Source organism: Variovorax atrisoli 110B (assembly GCF_000382045.1).
Lineage (GTDB): Bacteria > Pseudomonadota > Gammaproteobacteria > Burkholderiales > Burkholderiaceae_C > Variovorax > Variovorax atrisoli.
The window spans coordinates 23411-40292 of sequence record NZ_KB907475.1; the positions used below are offsets into that span (position 1 = coordinate 23411).

The 16882-nt window shown below is 64.1% G+C and carries 18 protein-coding genes; 12 read left to right on the forward strand and 6 right to left on the reverse strand.

Annotation, left to right across the window (positions count from 1 at the left end; translation table 11 throughout):
* Positions 1 to 23: 23 nt before the first annotated feature.
* Positions 24 to 662: a LysE/ArgO family amino acid transporter gene (locus tag G369_RS0134190; RefSeq protein ID WP_019658580.1), complete on the reverse strand. Its 639-nt coding sequence runs from the start codon at positions 660 to 662 to the stop codon at positions 24 to 26.
* Between the two features lie 88 nt (positions 663 to 750).
* Between G369_RS0134190 and G369_RS0134195 the strand changes: the two genes are divergently transcribed.
* Complete coding sequence (locus G369_RS0134195; RefSeq protein WP_019658581.1) at positions 751 to 1665, forward strand: LysR family transcriptional regulator ArgP; 915 nt, start codon at positions 751 to 753, stop codon at positions 1663 to 1665.
* 91 nt (positions 1666 to 1756) lie between these two features.
* Here the strand turns inward: G369_RS0134195 and G369_RS0134200 are convergent, their stop codons facing one another.
* Both G369_RS0134200 and G369_RS0134205 read right to left on the reverse strand, forming a co-directional pair.
* The gene (locus tag G369_RS0134200; protein ID WP_019658582.1) at positions 1757 to 3148 is read right to left on the reverse strand and encodes a M16 family metallopeptidase; all 1392 of its coding nucleotides are present in this window, start codon (positions 3146 to 3148) and stop codon (positions 1757 to 1759) included.
* A 15-nt stretch (positions 3149 to 3163) separates the two neighbouring features.
* Positions 3164 to 4558: a M16 family metallopeptidase gene (locus tag G369_RS0134205; protein WP_026346865.1), complete on the reverse strand. Its 1395-nt coding sequence runs from the start codon at positions 4556 to 4558 to the stop codon at positions 3164 to 3166.
* Between the two features lie 77 nt (positions 4559 to 4635).
* On the opposite strand from G369_RS0134205, the gene ftsY reads away from it, so the two are divergent.
* Entirely contained in the window at positions 4636 to 5910 is a 1275-nt protein-coding gene (gene ftsY / locus G369_RS0134210; RefSeq protein WP_019658584.1) for a signal recognition particle-docking protein FtsY, read from the forward strand.
* Positions 5911 to 6132: 222 nt separating this feature from the next.
* On the opposite strand, the gene G369_RS0134215 is transcribed toward ftsY, so the two are convergent.
* Positions 6133 to 7962 carry an ATP-binding response regulator gene (locus G369_RS0134215; protein ID WP_019658585.1) on the reverse strand — a complete coding sequence of 610 codons (1830 nt, stop codon included), beginning with the start codon at positions 7960 to 7962 and terminating at the stop codon, positions 6133 to 6135.
* A complete protein-coding gene (locus G369_RS0134220) occupies positions 7959 to 8690 on the reverse strand; it encodes a response regulator transcription factor (RefSeq protein ID WP_019658586.1) in 732 nt (243 codons plus the stop codon). The genes G369_RS0134215 and G369_RS0134220 overlap by 4 nt, the downstream gene beginning before the upstream one ends.
* A gap of 185 nt (positions 8691 to 8875) precedes the next feature.
* Between G369_RS0134220 and G369_RS0134225 the strand changes: the two genes are divergently transcribed.
* From G369_RS0134225 to G369_RS38920, 4 genes are all read left to right on the forward strand, one after another.
* The gene (locus G369_RS0134225) at positions 8876 to 9340 is read left to right on the forward strand and encodes an Mpo1 family 2-hydroxy fatty acid dioxygenase (protein ID WP_019658587.1); all 465 of its coding nucleotides are present in this window, start codon (positions 8876 to 8878) and stop codon (positions 9338 to 9340) included.
* A 664-nt stretch (positions 9341 to 10004) separates the two neighbouring features.
* A complete protein-coding gene (locus G369_RS38915; protein WP_157773861.1) occupies positions 10005 to 10640 on the forward strand; it encodes a hypothetical protein in 636 nt (211 codons plus the stop codon).
* A gap of 196 nt (positions 10641 to 10836) precedes the next feature.
* Positions 10837 to 11229: a hypothetical protein gene (locus G369_RS0134230; protein ID WP_244164428.1), complete on the forward strand. Its 393-nt coding sequence runs from the start codon at positions 10837 to 10839 to the stop codon at positions 11227 to 11229.
* Positions 11230 to 11292: 63 nt separating this feature from the next.
* Positions 11293 to 11805, forward strand: a complete 513-nt coding sequence (locus G369_RS38920; RefSeq protein WP_157773862.1) for a hypothetical protein — start codon at positions 11293 to 11295, stop codon at positions 11803 to 11805.
* Between the two features lie 874 nt (positions 11806 to 12679).
* Here the strand turns inward: G369_RS38920 and G369_RS38925 are convergent.
* Complete coding sequence (locus G369_RS38925; protein WP_157773863.1) at positions 12680 to 12919, reverse strand: hypothetical protein; 240 nt, start codon at positions 12917 to 12919, stop codon at positions 12680 to 12682.
* Between the two features lie 1378 nt (positions 12920 to 14297).
* On the opposite strand from G369_RS38925, the gene G369_RS0134245 reads away from it, so the two are divergent.
* The 6 genes from G369_RS0134245 to G369_RS39640 all read left to right on the forward strand — a co-directional run.
* Positions 14298 to 14576, forward strand: a complete 279-nt coding sequence (locus G369_RS0134245; protein WP_019658592.1) for a hypothetical protein — start codon at positions 14298 to 14300, stop codon at positions 14574 to 14576.
* A gap of 291 nt (positions 14577 to 14867) precedes the next feature.
* A complete protein-coding gene (locus G369_RS39285; protein WP_208604426.1) occupies positions 14868 to 15086 on the forward strand; it encodes a hypothetical protein in 219 nt (72 codons plus the stop codon).
* A 101-nt stretch (positions 15087 to 15187) separates the two neighbouring features.
* Positions 15188 to 15451: a DUF7336 domain-containing protein gene (locus tag G369_RS37960; protein ID WP_080647977.1), complete on the forward strand. Its 264-nt coding sequence runs from the start codon at positions 15188 to 15190 to the stop codon at positions 15449 to 15451.
* A gap of 79 nt (positions 15452 to 15530) precedes the next feature.
* Positions 15531 to 15938, forward strand: a complete 408-nt coding sequence (locus G369_RS39185; RefSeq protein ID WP_167333989.1) for a hypothetical protein — start codon at positions 15531 to 15533, stop codon at positions 15936 to 15938.
* The gene (locus G369_RS38930; protein WP_157773865.1) at positions 15929 to 16498 is read left to right on the forward strand and encodes a hypothetical protein; all 570 of its coding nucleotides are present in this window, start codon (positions 15929 to 15931) and stop codon (positions 16496 to 16498) included. The genes G369_RS39185 and G369_RS38930 overlap by 10 nt, the downstream gene beginning before the upstream one ends.
* Before the next feature lie 233 nt (positions 16499 to 16731).
* Positions 16732 to 16882, forward strand: a 151-nt coding sequence (locus tag G369_RS39640) for a phage integrase N-terminal SAM-like domain-containing protein (RefSeq protein ID WP_038116859.1), incomplete at its 3' end; no start/stop codon positions are given.

Genomic DNA, 16882 nt, shown 5'->3' on the forward strand with positions numbered 1-16882 from the left:
ACGCCGCCGATTCCACTCGCCCCTCAAGCCCCTGCCAGCGCGCGCCGCAGCAGCATCGCCGCCAGCAAGAGCATCGTGCCGCCGATCAGCGCATCGAGCATCTGCCAGGCGCGGGGCTTCGCGAAGACCGGCGCGAGCAGCCGAGCACCGAAGCCCAGCGAGGTGAACCACAACGCGCTCGCAGTGGCCGCGCCGGCGACAAACCAGACCTTGAGCAGGCCCGCGTGCTGCGCCCCTGCGCTGCCCACGAGCAGCACCGTGTCGAGGTACACGTGCGGGTTCAGCAGCGTGAAGCCCGCCGCCTGCGCCACCACTGCCGCGCGCGAGAGCGACGAAGCGCCCTGCGCCGAGGCCTGCAGCGCAGCCGGCTGCCGCGAGCGCCACAGCGCCCTGAGTCCGTAGGCGCACAGGAAGGCTGCCCCCAACGCCGCGAGCACCGTGGCCAGCATCGGCCGCCCGTTCAGCGCCTGCGCCATGCCGGCCACGCCGGCGCCGATCAGCACCGCGTCGCTGGCTGCGCAGAACAGCACCACCGCGCCCACGTGCTCGCGACGCAGGCCCTGGCGCAGCACGTAGGCGTTCTGCGCGCCGATGGCGACGATGAGGACCAGGCTCATGAAGAACCCGTTGGCGAGGGCGGTGGTGACTTGTACGGCTTGCATGCTTCGAGGATGCCGCCCGCACCGGATTAACTCAAACTAAACTTTCTTAATCTGATTCAGTTTTTCTTCATCTCTTGAGGCGCACCCCATGCTCGACTACGCCGCCCTGAACGCCCTCGCCGCCGTGGTGCGCGAAGGCAGCTTCGAACGCGCCGCGCGCGCGTTGCACGTCACGCCTTCCGCGGTGTCGCAGCGCATCAGGCAGCTGGAGGAACGCACCGGCGGCGCGCTGCTGGTGCGCGGCCAGCCCTGCGTGGCGACCGAGGCCGGGCGGCAGCTGTGCCGGCATGTCGAGCGCGTGGGCATGCTGGAGCACGAACTGCGCGACGCCCTGCCCGCCCTGGGCATGAGCGGCGACGAGGCCGGCGGCGAGCGCGTCACGATCCGCGTGGCAGTCAACGCAGACACGCTAGCGACCTGGTTCATCGCCGCCGCGGCGGCCTTCACTGCGCAGGAGCCGGGCGCGCTGCTCGACCTCACGGTGGACGACCAGGACCACACGGCCGAGCGGCTTCGCAGCGGCGCGGTGCTCGCGGCAGTCACCGCGCTGGCGCAGCCGGTGGCCGGCTGCAACAGCGAGGCGCTGGGCACTATGCGCTACGTCGCTGCCGCCAGCCCCGGCTTCGTGCGTGAGCATTTCGCCAAGGGCGTGGGCGCGCGCACGCTGGCGAGCGCGCCCAGCCTCGTGTTCGACCGCAAGGACAGATTGCAGGCGCGCTGGGTGCGGCGCATCTGCCACCGCAACGTCGAGACGCCCAGGCACTGGATTCCCTCGCCCACTGCCTTCGTCGAGGCGGCCTGCTCGGGCATGGGCTGGGGCATGCACCCGGTCAGCATGGTGGCCGGGGCGCTGAAGGAGGGAAGACTGATCGAGCTGGTGCCCGATTCGATGCTGCCGGTGCCGCTCTACTGGCAGCACGCGCGCGCTGCGCCGAAGCTGCTGCAGCGTCTCGGCGCCGCGGTGCGCGCGGCCGCTACGAGCGGTCCGCACGCCCTGGAGTAGCGCGGCCCCAGCCTGCGCCGTCCCCTCGCCGCGGCGACAGCGGCAGCCCGGCAAGGCCGGCTCCGCGGTGCCCCGCAGGAGGGGAAGGAGATCACTGCGAAGCCGTCTGCGGCTGCGCCTTGGCGGTCTTGGCTTCCTTGCCGCCCACCACCACCGTCACCATCCGCTCGGGCTGCAGCTTGCGCTGGAAGGCGGCCTTCACGTCGGCGGCGGTGACCGCGTTCATGCGCGCGGTCCAGGTGTCGAGGTAGTCCAGCGGCAGGTCGTGCCAGGCGATGTTGGCGACGTTGCCGATCAGCTTGCGGTTGCTGTCCAGGAGCAGCGGGAAGCCGCCGATCAGGTTGTCCTTGGCGGCCTTCAGCTCGGCAGCGGTCGGGCCCTCGGCCACGAACTTCGCGAGCACCTCGCGCGACACCTTGACGGCCTCCTCGGCCTGGTCGGGCCGGGTCTGGAAGCCGACGCGGAACGCGCCCGCCTCAAGCCCCGGCGCGAAGCCGCTGTAGATGCTGTAGGTGAGGCCGCGCTTCTCGCGCACCTCGTTCATCAGGCGCGAGACGAAACCGCCGCCGCCCAGCACGTAGTTGCCCAGCGTGAGCGCGAAGTGGTCCGGGTCCTTGCGCGGATAGCCGGGCTGGCCGATGAGCACGTGGGCCTGCGCCGAATCGAAGGCGATGCGCTCGTCCTTCGGCGCGGTCAGGGCAGCCACCGGTGCGATGGCCGGCAGCGGCGTGCAGGCTTCGGGGCCGGGCAGGCGCGACAGCAGCGTGGTGGCGATGGTCTCGGCCTCCGCGCGCGTGACCGCGCCGACGATGCTGAGCTTCGCGCGGCACGGCACGATGAGCTGCTGGTAGCGCTGGCGCATGGCGGCGGTGTCGATGCGCGCGAGCGTCTCCTCCTTCACTTCCTGGCCGTAGGGATGCACGCCGTAGACATCGGCCGCGAAAGCGCGGCCGGCCACGGTGGCGGGCTTGGTGTTGGCCTCCTTGATGGCGGCGTTGATGCGCTCGCGCTCGCGCTGCCACACGTCGTCAGGGAAGGAGGGCTCGCCGATCTCGCGTGCTGCGAGCGCCACCGCCTTGTTCAGCAGCGCCGGATCGGACAGCGAGCGCAGCGAATAGCTGGTGCGGTCTGTGCCCGCGCTCACGTCGAAGCTCGCGCCCAGATCGGCCCAGGCCTCGCCCAGGGCGTTCTGGTCGAGCGCGGGCTCGCCGTTCCTGCCGGCGCGCACGCCCTTCTCGACCATGGTCGCGGTCACGCTGGCCAGGCCGGCCTGCGCGGCAGGGTCGCGGCGGCTGCCCGCGTCGAAGTCGAGCTGCGCATCGACGATCGGCAGCGCGTTGGTCGACACCAGGTAGATCTTGGCGCCGTTGGCCAGCGTCCAGTGCTGGATGGGCAGCGCGGCCTGCGCGCCTGGGATGCCCGCCACGGCGACGACGCTGGCGAGCAGGGCGCGGCGCGCGGTCTTCATGAGAGTGTTCTGCATGGGAATGGTGACCTTTCAGCGCATCTCGCCCGCGGGGGCGGCGAAACCGCGGCCGCGCGGCTTGGACTCGGGCGGCAGGGGACGCAGCGTGGCGACGGTGAGCTGGTCGTCGCCGAAGTACTTGGCGGCCACGGCCTGCACCTGGGCGGCCGTGACGGATTGCAGCCGCGCGACGATGCGCTCGCTGGCGTCCAGCGGAAGGCCCTGGATCCAGTTGCTGCCGAGTTCGCGCGCCTGCGCCATCACGGAGTCGCGCTTGTAGGTCTCGCTCGCCACCCACTGGGTCTTGACGCGGGCCAGTTCGGCCTCGCCCACGCCTTCCTTGGCGATGCGCGCGACCTGGGCGCGCAGCGCGGCCTCGACCACCTCCGCACTCTTGCCGGCGGCCGGAACGCCGTCGAGCACGAAGAGCTGCGGGCCGCGTCCGATGAAGCCCGAGTACGCACCGGCCGAATCGGCGACGCGGTCGGGCCCCTGGGTCAGCGCGCGGTCGAGCCGGGCGCCGGAATAGCCGTCGAGCACGGCCGAGAGCACCACCAGCGCCCAGGCGTCGCTGTTCACGTCGTCGATGCTGGCGAGCTGCGGCACGCGGTAGGCGAGCGACACGTAGGCCTGCTCGGCCGGCGCCTTCAGCTCGATGCGGCGGATGCCGCGCTGCGCCGGCTCGATGCGCGGCTTGCGCGCGGGCACGGCGCGCGCGGGGATCCGGCCGTAGTACTTCTCGGCCATGGCGCGCACCTGCGCCACGTCAACGTCGCCGGCCACCACGACGACGGCGTTGGCGGGCACGTACCACTGCCTGAAGAACGCGCGCGCGTCATCGGGCGTCATGGCGTCGAGGTCGCTCATCCAGCCGACCACGGGGCGGTGATAAGGAGAGGCGGTGAAGACGGCGGCGTTCTGCTGCTCGCCGAGCAGGGCGCGCGGCTGGTCTTCGGTGCGCAGGCGGCGCTCTTCCTTGACCACCTCGATCTCGCGCTTGAACTCGTCGTCGGGCCACTGGTTGTTGGCGAAGCGGTCCGATTCGAGCTTCATCACCTGCTCGAGGCTGCCGACCGGGATCTGCTGGTAGTAGCCGGTGTAGTCGCGGGTGGTGAAGGCGTTCTCCTGGCCGCCGAGGGCGGCGACGCGGCGGGAGAACTCGCCGGGCTTGATGTCCTTGGTGCCCTTGAACATCATGTGTTCGAGCGCATGGGCCACGCCGGAGGTGCCGTCGACCTCATCGATGGAGCCGACGCGGACCCAGACCATCTGCACCGCCGTGGGCGAGCGCCGGTCGGGCTGGACGATCAGCGTCATGCCGTTGGCGAGCGTGAATTGCTGGGGACCGGGAGCCGCTGCTGCTGCGGCGGCGGAAGGCGGGGCGGATTGGGCCTGGGCAGGCACGGCCCACGGCGCCAGGAGCGCCATCGCCAGCACCGCACCAGACGCAGCACGGCGTGGCGGGAGGTGTTTCATAGAATGGCTCGGATTGTAAAAAGCTCCCGATGTTCAGTTTCTTCAAGAAAAAACCGCCTCCCGAGGCGACCGAAGCGCCGGCAGCCACCCCGCCGGCCCCGGCTGCGCCTGCACCTGAAGCCGCGCCCTCGCGCTCGGTGTTCTCGCCTTCGAGCTGGTTCGGCTCGAAGCCGGCGGCGGAAGAAAAGCCGGCGCCAGCGCCCGTCGCCGCACCGGCGCCCGCGCCAGGCCCTGCCCCCGCGGTGGCACCGTCACCGGCCGCAGCCCCGGTCGTGCTGCCCTCCCCGCCCCCTGCGCCCGCGGCACCCGCCCCCGCCCCCGCCCCCGCCCCCGCGCCCGTACCCGCGCCCGCGCCGGCTCCAGTCGCCGCCGCGCCGGTTGCCGAACCCGCCGCCATCGCCACCGAGCGCAAGGGCTGGTTCGACAAGCTCAAGACCGGCCTGCGCAAGACCGGCACCGGCATCCAGGCCGTGTTCGTCAACGCGAAGATCGATGAGGATCTGTACGAGGAACTCGAATCCGCCCTGCTGATGGCCGACACCGGCGTGAAGGCGACCGAGTTCCTGCTCGACGACCTGCGCGGCCGCGTCAAGCGCCAGATGGCCACCGACGCCTCGCAGGTCAAGGCATTGCTGGCCGAGACCGTGGCCGACCTGCTGAAGCCGCTCGAGAAGCCGCTGGTCATCGGCCAGTTCACGCCCACCGTGATCATGGTGGCCGGCGTCAACGGCGCGGGCAAGACCACCTCCATCGGCAAGCTCACCAAGCACCTGGCCGACGAAGGCGCCTCGGTGCTGCTGGCGGCGGCCGACACCTTCCGGGCGGCGGCGCGCGAGCAGTTGCTGGTCTGGGCCGACCGCAACACCGTCGAGATCGTGAGCCAGGAAGGCGGCGACCCGTCGGCCGTGAGCTTCGACGCGGTGAACGCCGGCAAGGCCCGCGGCAAGGACGTGGTGCTGGTCGACACGGCCGGCCGCCTGCCGACGCAGCTGCACCTGATGGACGAGCTCAAGAAGATCAAGCGCGTCGTCACCAAGGCCGACGGCACGGCGCCGCACGAGGTGCTGCTGGTGATCGACGGCAACACCGGCCAGAACGCGCTGGCGCAGGTCAAGGCCTTCGACGAGACGCTGGGCCTCACCGGGCTGATCGTGACCAAGCTCGATGGCACGGCCAAGGGCGGCGTGCTGTGCGCCATCGCGCGGGAAAAGCCGATTCCGGTCTACTTCATCGGTGTGGGCGAGAAGCTGGAAGACCTCGAAACCTTCAACGCCCGCGAATTCGCGCAGGCCCTGCTGGGATAAGCCGGCCGGACAGGCCGACAAGAAAAAAACGGCCCCGGCTTGCGCCGGGGCCGATCACTTTTTCTCTCTCTCCCCTACCTACTCCTGTCGCGGAAACGCGATGCAGTGAAGATAGGTCACCGTGCCCCCATCCACCAGTGTCGAAAGTCATGGGAGCGCAGAAGACAACGCCTACGCACCGCTTCTGGCGTCAAAAATAATAGAAAAGAATTCAATTGCAGGCTAACCGGCCGAGGCCGGCCCGAGCTGTCCGGCAACCTTGAGCTCGGCCATCGCCTGCAGCAGTTGGTCGGCCACCACCGGCTTGAAGAGCACCGGTACCTGCGACTCGCGCACGCGCTGCAGCCGGTCTGGCGAGGTCTCGCCGGTGATGAGCAGCAGCGGCATCGCCGCGCCGTCGGACTGGCTCAGGCGCAGACCTGCATCGAGGCCGTCGACGCCGTCGGCCAGGCGGTAGTCGCACATCAGCAGATCGAAGGGCCGCCCTTCGCGTGCAGCATGGCGCAGGGCGGCATCGGCGGCAGCCTCGTTCGCCACGGCCTGGGCGTCGATGGAATGGGAGCGCAGCAGGCCCATCATGGCCTCGCGGATCTCCAGTTCGTCGTCGAGCAGCAGCACGCGGCCGGGCAGCGCCAGCGTCGGCGCCCTGCGCTCACCGGCACTCGCTCCGGACAGGGAGGCCGGCAGCAGCCCGGCCGGCGCCCGTTCGGGGGCGCTCGCGACGGGCACCACCACCCGGAAATGCGTGCCCCGCCCCGGGCGCGAATGCATCTGGACCGGATGGCCCAGCAGTCGCGACAGCCGCTGCACGATCGACAGCCCGATGCCCAGCCCCCGCGAGCGGTCGCGGCCCGGATTGTTGATCTGGTAGAACTCCTCGAAGATCCGGCCCGACTGCTCGGGCGCGATGCCGATGCCGGTGTCGCGCACCTCGATCCACACCGACTCGCCGCGCTCCCGCGCCGTGACGGTCACGCCGCCGCGCATCGTGTACTTCAGCGCGTTGTCCATCAGGTTCGACAGCATGCGGTGCAGCAGCTGCGGGTCGCTGTGCACCCACAGGCCGCTGGCGCGCACGCGCAGCTGAAGCTCTTTCTGCTCGGCGCGTGCCGCGAAGGTGTGGTTGAGCGGCAGGAACAGCGCATCGAGCTGCACCGGCTGGGGCGCCGGCGTGATCACGCCGGCGTCCAGGCGCGAGACGTCGAGCATGGTGTCGAGCGAGGCGCCCAGCGCGTTCACTGCGCGCATCAGGCGCTCGGCGTTTCGGCCTTCGGGGCGGTCGCGCAGCTCGTTCTCGAGGGCGGCGCCGAAGAGCGCGATGGCGTGCAGCGGCTGGCGCAGGTCGTGGCTGGCGGTGCCGAGGAAGCGGGTCTTCTCTTCGCTCGCGCGCTCGGTGGCGGCAATCTGCTCGCCGAGCCGCGCGGCCAGCGCCTCGTTCTCGAAACGCAGCATCAGCGACTCGGTCAGCAGCCTGTGCTGGCCGATACCGGCATGGAGCGTCAGCAGCAGGTAGGCCGCGCCGGCCGCCGCCAGGAACAGGTGCAGCCCGTCGCCCTGCCAGGCCAGCGCGGTGATCATCCCCAGCGACATCGGCATGGTGTAGCCGAAGAGCGCCGGCTTCAGCGGCCACAGCGACTGCGCCGCCCGCGCGCAGCTGCCGACGATCACCGCCATCAGAAGCGAGGTCATCGGCAGGTTGTTGTGCGGCACGATCAGCCACGGCACCACCGCCGTGACCATGCTCACCAGCGTGACCACGCGCGAGATCTTGCGCGCCCAGTAGGCGCTCTCGCGCACCGGCCGCGACGGCGTCCAGCGCGGCGTGAAGAAGACGTAGACGTCGGCCATCAGCAGGCCGGCGAGCCAGAACAGGAGGCTCGGGTCCTTCAGCTGAGAATAGATGATGCTGCCGAACACGACCACGAAGGCCATGTGCGTGAGCGTCGAGGCGCTGTAGGTGCTGTAGACCGAGGCGACGTGCTCGCGCAGCACCCGCAGGCCGAGCGCGTGGTCGGCGGTCGGGGCGGTCGGCGCGGCGGGCTGCACGCTCAATGCAGGGTGCTGATCAGCTGGGCGCGAGAACGCATGCCGAAGAGCAGCAGGATGGTCGAGACATGGTTCTTCACCGTGCCTTCGCTCAGGTTCGCGAGCTGGGCGATCTCCTTGTTGGCCTTGCCTTCCAGCACCCATTGCAGCACCTGCATCTGCCGCGGCGTGAGTTCCTGCCAGGCGCTGGCGTGGGCGAACTCGGCGTAGCCGCTGAGCGCCTTGCCGGGCATGGCCGAGCCTGCCGCCGGTTGCTGCTGTTGCGTGGTGTCGGGGCCGCCATCGAGCAGGCCGCAGGCGCGGATGAAGCTCACGACCTCCTTCAGGTCCGCCGATTTCGGCAGGAAGGCGGCCGCGCCCAGCGCGAGCACGCCCTGGGCCAGGGTGCTGTTGCCGGTACCCGAGAGCACCACGATGCGCGCCTCGGGAAAGCGCATCCGGAACTCGGCCAGGCCGCTGAGGCCATGGGTGTCGGGAAGCGCCAGGTCGAGCAGCACCAGCCCGATGGAAGACTGGTTGGCTTCGTAGAGCCGCAGCGCGTCGGCGACGTTGCTGGCCTCGAAGACTTCGATGCGCGCGTCGGAGGGACCGGACTGGGCCTGTACCAGGGCGCAGACGCCCAGGCGCAGCAGGTCGTGGTCGTCGACGACCAGGATCGCCCGAGGCGTGCGGGCGGCCGTACCGGACTCCGCGGCCGGCGATCGGGAGGCGGGAGGAGAGTCGAAGGGAGGCACCTGCCGATCTTAGCCGTGCAACCTTCTGGTGACAGTGCAAAAAGTAATGGCAACCGGCGTGGCTGTAGTTCTTTATGCTACCTATTTGATAGCATTTTCACATGGCATGCGCGCTTGCCATCGGGCTTCTCTGTGGGCACCATGGAAAGTCCCGCCGCATCGCACGGCGCCCACGGAGACTCGCCATGACGCACACAGCCGCCGCTCCCCTCGAAGCCAGCGACCGCAAGGTCGACCGCCTGCTCGCCCACTACGAGGAAAGCCATCGCAATCCGACCAATGAGCTGATTCACTTCGTGGCCATCCCGGCCATCATGCTGAGCATCGTCGGGCTGCTGTTTTCGATCCACCCCTGGGTGGCCTATCTCTTCGTGGCCGCCAGCCTCGTCTACTACGTGCTGCTAAGGGCCCCGGCCTTCCTGGCGGCCATGCTCGTCCTGACCGCCCTGGCGCTGGTGGTGGTGCATGCGCTCGGGGGACTTGTATTGCCGGTTTCAGCCGCTATCTTTGTAGTGGCCTGGGTCTTCCAGTTCGTGGGCCACAAGATTGAAGGCAAGAAGCCATCGTTCTTCGAAGACATCCAATATCTCTGGGTCGGTCCCCTTTTCGTGTTGTCCAAGCTGTTCCTAAGACTTGGCATCCGCTGGTAGGCTTTGGCTATTCCGGCGATAGATGTCGGTTTTCACTCAGCAGGGAACTACCGCCTGTTTGAAATCAACCACTTGCGACGCAACCGCTCATCCAGAATGGAACCCTTGTTTCACTCAAGATGGAATTCCCCACAATTTGCGTCACTTAGATTGGAATTTTGGACTAGCACGTTTGCCCTGATTAGCTAGCACTAGAGGTCAACGCCACGATTTTCCGCCCCGTAGATGTAGCGCATTCGGATCTCTGGAGGCCCGTCCCCAGATCTTGTCCGAAGGCTAGCTAGCGTCAACTGCCGCAGCGGCACCTTTTCGAACTGAGCCGAGTTCAAGCATCGACAGAGTGAATTCAACTTTATCGGGCATACCGCGCCAGATCTGGGATAACATCTCCGCACCACTCCGCCTTTGTGGAGTCATTCAGTTGGCTTCTGCTTAGGAAGAAAAGACCGCCTTATGGCGGTTTTTTTATTTCATGTGGACTCATGATCCCGAAGCGCGTCTTGGTTTCCGACCGGGGAACGAGTTGTCGCGGAAAAGGCGAGGGCGGACGTGACGCTCTCTTGGAAGGGTCTCGCCTGCAAGGCGCAGCTTTGACTTCAGCCGGCCACGACCGGACACTCGAATAGAGTGCTTGTGACCCTAAGACGTCGTAGACCCCGCCTCCATGAGCGATTTCAACCTTCTGACCATTTCCGCGGTTCAGTCCCATATTGGGCCCGTGATTGCTACATATCTCGGCGCAGATCGCTTCGTCGAGGTAAAGCCACTTCACTGGGTCGACAGCAAAGATGCGCCCATTCGCCGTGTCTTCGCCTACGTACAACTCAAAGGCGGTGTTGTTGCCCCGCGATGGGGGTATTCGTTCGATTTTGTGCCCCACCTTGTGGCGGGAAAAATGCAGTGGCATCGCACCGAGAAATCGGCGATTTTTGATGCGTTCATCGACGGACAATCCGCAGAACTCAACCTCTCATACATGTGGGGTGAACAGGGCCTGCTTGAAGGCATGACATCCCGGCTTTCAAGCGCCGTGCGCCAAGCACAGGACTTCTGGCAGTTGGGTGGGCAAACGATATACGACCATGTTGTCACGCTGAGCAACCGCCCCGAGGCAGGCACGTACACACAGTTGCCCGCGGCAGCCGCGTTTTGCCATGCGCTTTCAGGGCGCGAAGAAGATGCGCGTCGTGCGATGGCGGCCTATATTGAGCGAGGAAAGCCACGCGAAGACACGGTGCCGAAGCTATGGGCAGCTCTCGACGGCGCGCTCGAATCTGGGCTTCGACGGCAGACGGTCTGAGCCCGGCGACTGCTTTGCGGTGCCTTCTAGGACCTACCCGTGCCCCGAAGTGTCGGGCAAGCAACGGGCTACAGTCGGCCAGCAGCAGACATCCGTCCCGGTTGTCCAGCTTCTTCGCTGGAAGCGCACGGCTAAGATAGGTCGTCAAGAGGGTTAACAAGTGATTTATCGGTTGAGTACGGCCTATTTGAGCCGCTTGGAAAGCGAACGCAACTCAAAGCTTTTCTATGGCTACGCGATTGCTTCCGGGATCTGTGCTGTAGCGATATGGCAATTCGGCCTCCCGGCGGTACTCATCGGCGCCGCAGCTTTCGTTGTCGCCGCGGTCTACCACCGGAAGCTCAATCAATTCCATGTCCTCAAGGTCGCGGCAGCGCGGCATATTGAAGTGGAAGTTCTCGCGCATCAGCTCGTCTACCGGTCTGCAGTCGGTGAGCAACGCATCAGACTCGACCAACTGCAGTCGGTCGAGCAGGCGTCAAAATTCGAGCCCATAAAATTGGTTCTCGCGGGCGCGCCGCCGCTGATGCTGGATGGCCTGCACGATGCGGACAAGCTCGTGGAGGAGCTTGCCGCATATGTTCCATGAAGGCAGCACACGGCCAGAACCGGCCGTTCGCAATGGACGCTCACAGATGGCCTGACATCCAAAATGCTTGATCTCTATGCCCCCATTGAGCCAGGAAACTCCGCCGCAGGATTCAGGATAGGTCAGTCACTATCGAGCATAGAACCGTTCCTTCAAGACGTTAGTCATGTTGACTACACTCCTGACTTTCACCTCAGCGCCGAACTGGCAGCGAACGAGGGAGCCCTTGTCCTCCGAAACTTTGGTGGCCACGGAGGTGTCACGATATTCTTTGGTTCAGACGTCGTCCGACTCGTATTTTCGGCGCGCGAGCAACTTGGGTGCATTTACGTTTTCGAGGGCTATTTGGGCACATACGAAGGCGTGCGGGTCGGTGACATGCTGGCAGCGCTGCCAACGTCTGAGGCATTCGAATTTGATGATGGCGACGAGATGTATTACCGCCACGATAGCGAAGGGCAATACCTTCCCGGCTTTGCGGTTGTCGCGGAGGTGGCCGAGACGCCAGAGCGCGCTTCAACTCAGGTCACGGGCTACTGTGTCCACAACTGGAACATCCTCCGAGCCCGGGCTTGATCGCGTACGCATTGAGGGAACTTCGGCTACAGACGCGGTCTTGCGAGCAAAACCCATCTCGCCTTCCGGCCCAAAATCGGTCGGTCGCAGCGCCCGGAAAAATTAGCTCAACAGCAAATTTGCACTTCCGAGAATGCCGACCGATCTGACATGTCCGAGCTGTGACCTTAGGGTCTCTATTGGTGGCTACTTCACTAATCATAAAGACGGCTTCAGCGGCAGAAGCCTCGTTCCCTGTGGAGCATGCGGGACGCAACATGCGATCAAGCATGGGATACGCGACTCGGGTCCAGAGTACTTTGACGTCCAGAAGATCATTGTTGACTCTTTCCCTCCAGACGCGCTTGACCGCGTCGTGGTGCGAGTTCAAAAGTTCCGCAAACCAAAGACGACCCTTCCGGAAGCGCTAGCGATTGCGAGGGATGTGCCATTCACGCTGGTCGAATCCACCTCCGCTAGCCAAGCCCTTCAGATCGTAGAAGATCTTGAAAAGATCGAGATCCAGTCTCATCGGGAGACCATTGGCCGTGAGCGAAACCCACTCTTCGGCCTGTCGCAAGCTGACCGTATCGCATATCACGCTCGACCTCAGCATGGTGATATGGTGCTTCCATGGCTCGAAACGGAAGAGCCGGTGCCGGCGGAAGTATCAGCGATGCGTTGCATGGCGTGCGGTTGCGTCGGAACTTTACTTCGCACTCCCCCTGCCGCTCTTTGCTGCCCGGCGTGCGGAAGGGCAAATTTGGCCGAGGCAGGTTTTTGGCTCACCTAGTAGTCAGTAGCAAACGGCTAGGTTCGGCCAGAAGCAGCCGCTGGGTGTTGAGGCAGAATTCTCACAAAGGCAGCCGGTCGCCGTCGGCTTTCAGGCTACACCTTAGATTCCACTGGCCGCTTCAGCTCGTTCAATGTGAATTCGATTGACTACGCTCTGTTCAGATCTGAGTTCCGCACGGCGCTTGGGGAAGACGGGTATCGCCGATTCGTAGCGGCCGGAACAGCGCGGCGACTTCGATACTGGCAGGAAGTCGAACTCAAGAAATTCTTCGCGCTCCATCCTGAGCGGCAGTTGGACATGACACAGCTCGCAGACGCGCTGAGGGTCTGCGAGCTGCATGATGGTTTGCTGCAGTCTGAAGTCGTCGAGGTGATCGACGGATGCATCGACTACAGCCAGACATACCTCGATGCAAGGCGGGGCACGTTTCCGCATGCAGCCGCTGACCCGGTGTCGACAGAGGGCCGGATGGATATGCCAACGCTTGTTAGCGTTTGGTACTGCGCTGCATGCCGCGCTGCACGCTCTGCATGGATGAACGAGCCGCCATGAGCAGGCCTTCGGCACATCAGCTTCGTTGCCTATGACTATTGGGGCTCTCCCAAGGTTCGTACGGCTGGCCGCAGTCGCATTTGGAGCGCTGGCGCTGATGGCGCCAGCGTGGGCCGAAAGGACCTGTGCGTTGAAGAAGCCTCCTCGCGCTGCCGGTGTGAACGCCAGCAATGGAAACTATTTCTTCGTCTTCCCTCGCAAGGTGAGTGCCGGATACACCGGCTGTCAAACGATGTGGAACGAGATGGGCGAGCGCGTCCTGGTGATTCGGTTTCAGCGCGGCTCCCCGCTGACATACGAAGAGCATGCTCGTCCGGGGAACGGGGCTACGTTGACATGTGACTTCCGGCGCGGCGCTGTGCGCGCGGGCGACTGCCCCGCCTATGAAGACTTGCTGGATGGTCTCCGGAGCATTCCGGCCGAACAAGAACTTCAAGTACGACCCCGCAATGACCCGCGAAAGTCGTGATGCTGTGTGGGCATCGAAGACAGAGTGCGGCCAAGACCGGACATTTGCAGAGCGCTTTTCAATGGGGGACGTGTGAAAAGTAGACTTTGTTTCTTTCTGCTTTTGACAGTGTTGTCAGACCTGTCGCTTGGCCAGCCAAATCCGGCGCCGCCGCCTCCAGACGCGAGTCGTATGTTTTTCGATGGCAAATGGGCTGGCGACGCCAAGTTCGAGGCGCAAGCGTGGGCTCTTTCAGCAGACCAACGTCAGAAGGTTCTTGACCTTATGACGAGGCCGGCCCGGTTGCTAGAACACAAGCAGGAATGGTGTATGACCCAGTACTGGGTACTTCAGGGCATCGCTGATCCGAGCGAGGGCCCAGAAGCCAAAAGGCGCCAGCTGTCTTTGAAACGCGCAGATTCCGTAGCAGCACTGTTGGTTGCCCACGGGGTAGCTCGCTCCGACATATGCGTAACAGCACGGCGGACTGACGTTCCTGCTCTCCCTGCCGGTCAAGTACATCGAAGGGTTGAAATCGAATTTTTGTGTGGCAAGCCGGAAGTACCGTTTGCTGGCACCTGTTGAGAAATGTCCGCCTTGCCGAAATCCAACAGGCAGCCATGGGCCCCTTCGCGAAGGCAGAGCCGCCGGCTACAGTCAGCCAACAGCGGAAGTTCAGGGCGACCGCTCCACAGCAGTGTCTAGTTCAGGGGGAACATGAACAAAATCGACGACTATCGATCTCTCCTGGAGTGGTATCAGAAGGGTCTTTACACATGGGCCGAGGTTGGCGGGCAGACCTTCCGGCTTCTCTACTCGAGCGATGACCGCAGAGCATTCTGGGACGCGCTTGAACCGGATCATCGTGACCGGCTGGCTGAGGTTCTGATGGCATTCGATGAATCCGCAGAGCCATTCGCAATCGAGGCAGACCCGATTCAAGTCTGGCGCGAGATAACGGATCTCAAGGCATGGCTCCTAGCTCAGTGCCGATAACTAACGGCCGGAACCGGGCGGTCGGCCGCGCGTCAGAATTCGCGGGGAGCCGGGTGGTGAATGCGACGCCCCCGAAATCCTCAACAATTTATCCCCTGTACCTGACCGATGCTTACTCTTCACGCATTCATCACATCAGCCGACGACGTCGAGCCGCTGGAGGCCCTGGAGCCCAAGCTAACCGGACTTTTCCAGGGGGAATGCAGCACTCGGCCGGATGTGTCGTCTAGTAGCTTGCCGTTTCGGAGCGTGCCCCGGCTGCTCTATCGCTGGCCAACATGGAGTTTTTCCGTGACATGCGAGAGCGGCTCGGAAGTGGCCGCAGATGCAGCGCTCGCGCAAGAGGCAGGTGCCGAATTCCCTGGCGGCCCGCCCGTCAATCGCATACGCTTTGTTTTTGCACAGGACGAGAGCCAGCTCTTCACGAACCACATCATCTGGATTGCGGACTGGCTCAAAGAAATCCCAAGCGCCGTGGTCTACGACGAGGTAGGCAAGTGTCTGTGGTGACAGGTCCTTCAGCGACGAGGTTCGGCCAGTTGCTGACGTTCGATGGCGCTGGTCGGAGGGGGTACTATCGGCCGGAGTCAGACATACACACCCTGAGCCCAATGAATACCGTCTTTGTCGTTCAGCATGTCCACCTGCTTCTGCCGCAGGAAGAGGAGGATGTAAAGCTGATCGGAGTCTATCGGTCGCTCCACAGTGCCCAGGCGGCCGCTAGGCGGATGGCGAGTGCTCCGGGATTTCGAGATCATCCCGATATCGTCGACTCATCCCATGCCGGTGTTGGCGCGGGCGAAGGTTTCCACATCAGCGAGTACCGCCTCGATGAGGACAACTGGACCTCTGGTTACGTAACTCAGGTCAATTGAGCCGCTGGGCTTCAACAGCCGATCTCTTTCACGCCGGCACGATTCGGCCAGAACTTTTCATCCGGATCAGTCTTTCAGAATGGACATTGCACGTATCCAACGCTCGGTCTTCTACCGCTACCAGCACGTGACGGGGTCGACGTGTGTGCTGGTTTCGATTCGATTTGGAACGGCCCCACCCGATGGTCCGCGGATCGTTCGACTGCTCGCACTGGACCGCACGGAAAGCGTGGTGCAATTTGACCTTTCAAACCATGTGTCCGAGATACTTTCCGGCGTCGGCCGAGCGAACTCCGAGTGTGGAGCTTTCCTCGAGGTAGAAGCGATCGAAGTGGTGCCTGACGACCATCCAGGAAAGGGGCAGGTCGAGCACATCGCCTATCAGATCGCCTTGGCCGTGGGCCAAAGAAAGATATGGCCGCAGCCGGTCATAAGCGGCCATCTGGACGGCTCGCTCTTCCACTTGTCACTCCCAAAATGTCGATGAATTTCAGTCGCCTGTCCCTCTTGGTTTGTGCTTGCACAGCGGCTTTTCTGCTCGTTGCCTGTCAGAGCGTCAGACCGAATTACACAGAGCCAAAAGAAGGCGAAGTTGCAAAACTACGGGTGACTTTCGAGGGCATTGATTCAAAAAATTTGCATGTGAATTTCCATGACGGCGATCTGTGCGACGTAAAAGGAACAAAATTTGTAGGATTGCTGAATGCGGGCGTAGCAGGCTATCCCAACGTCAAGCAACTTGAAATCAACATTCCTTCAGGTCGGCACATCGGAGTGTCGATGCCGCAGTACACACTTGAAGCATTCGGAGGGATCTACCCAGGCGCTACAAATACCTTCTCCGTTGTTCAACCAATCGTGTCGTTTTCTCCAGAGCAAGGCGCAAGCTACACCGTTGTCTTTGGCCCAAAGCGCGTGCGCTTGATTAAGGATGGAAACAGACCTGCCAGCGATGTCAGCACGGCGCTTCCACAAGGGTGTGAGGTGGTTTGGGAGAACCTGGCAAACAAAGAGAATTACGAAGATTCACACCTTCGACGCAAGTAGTCGTTTGCTCAAAGAGTTAAGCGTCTAAGCAGTTGAAACCTACAAGCGGGCTCGATGAAAACTGAGCCGTTTGAATGACCTCTTCGGAGAAAGGCGTCCGACCGTTTAGGGCCCACGGACTAAACCGCTCGCGCGGTAGCCCGCCGCAATGGCCGCGGTGCGGATAGGCATTGCGCCCCTGTCTATGTTGAGAACCGAGGCAATCGGCCTCGTTCTTCGACAGGAGCACGATCATGACCCCTTCCACACCGGCGGTTTCACCACTGCGCCAGCGCTTGCTCGACGACATGCGCATGCGCAAGCTCGGCCCCAAGACGCAATCTGCCTACATCCGTGCCGTGCGCTACCTCGCGAGCTTCCTTCAGCGCTCCCCCGACACAGCCA

What these genes read in the sequence shown, in the direction of transcription:
- G369_RS0134200 (WP_019658582.1), bottom strand. Translation starts at nt 3,148, where the DNA reads ATGCAGAACACTCTCATGAAGACCGCGCGCCGCGCCCTGCTCGCCAGC.
- G369_RS0134195 (WP_019658581.1), top strand. Translation starts at nt 751, where the DNA reads ATGCTCGACTACGCCGCCCTGAACGCCCTCGCCGCCGTGGTGCGCGAA.
- G369_RS0134245 (WP_019658592.1), top strand. Translation starts at nt 14,298, where the DNA reads ATGAACAAAATCGACGACTATCGATCTCTCCTGGAGTGGTATCAGAAG.
- ftsY (WP_019658584.1), top strand. Translation starts at nt 4,636, where the DNA reads ATGTTCAGTTTCTTCAAGAAAAAACCGCCTCCCGAGGCGACCGAAGCG.
- G369_RS38920 (WP_157773862.1), top strand. Translation starts at nt 11,293, where the DNA reads ATGCTTGATCTCTATGCCCCCATTGAGCCAGGAAACTCCGCCGCAGGA.
- G369_RS39185 (WP_167333989.1), top strand. Translation starts at nt 15,531, where the DNA reads ATGGACATTGCACGTATCCAACGCTCGGTCTTCTACCGCTACCAGCAC.
- G369_RS38930 (WP_157773865.1), top strand. Translation starts at nt 15,929, where the DNA reads ATGTCGATGAATTTCAGTCGCCTGTCCCTCTTGGTTTGTGCTTGCACA.
- G369_RS0134190 (WP_019658580.1), bottom strand. Translation starts at nt 662, where the DNA reads ATGCAAGCCGTACAAGTCACCACCGCCCTCGCCAACGGGTTCTTCATG.
- G369_RS38925 (WP_157773863.1), bottom strand. Translation starts at nt 12,919, where the DNA reads ATGCAGCTCGCAGACCCTCAGCGCGTCTGCGAGCTGTGTCATGTCCAA.
- G369_RS38915 (WP_157773861.1), top strand. Translation starts at nt 10,005, where the DNA reads ATGAGCGATTTCAACCTTCTGACCATTTCCGCGGTTCAGTCCCATATT.
- G369_RS0134205 (WP_026346865.1), bottom strand. Translation starts at nt 4,558, where the DNA reads ATGGCGCTCCTGGCGCCGTGGGCCGTGCCTGCCCAGGCCCAATCCGCC.
- G369_RS37960 (WP_080647977.1), top strand. Translation starts at nt 15,188, where the DNA reads ATGAATACCGTCTTTGTCGTTCAGCATGTCCACCTGCTTCTGCCGCAG.
- G369_RS0134225 (WP_019658587.1), top strand. Translation starts at nt 8,876, where the DNA reads ATGACGCACACAGCCGCCGCTCCCCTCGAAGCCAGCGACCGCAAGGTC.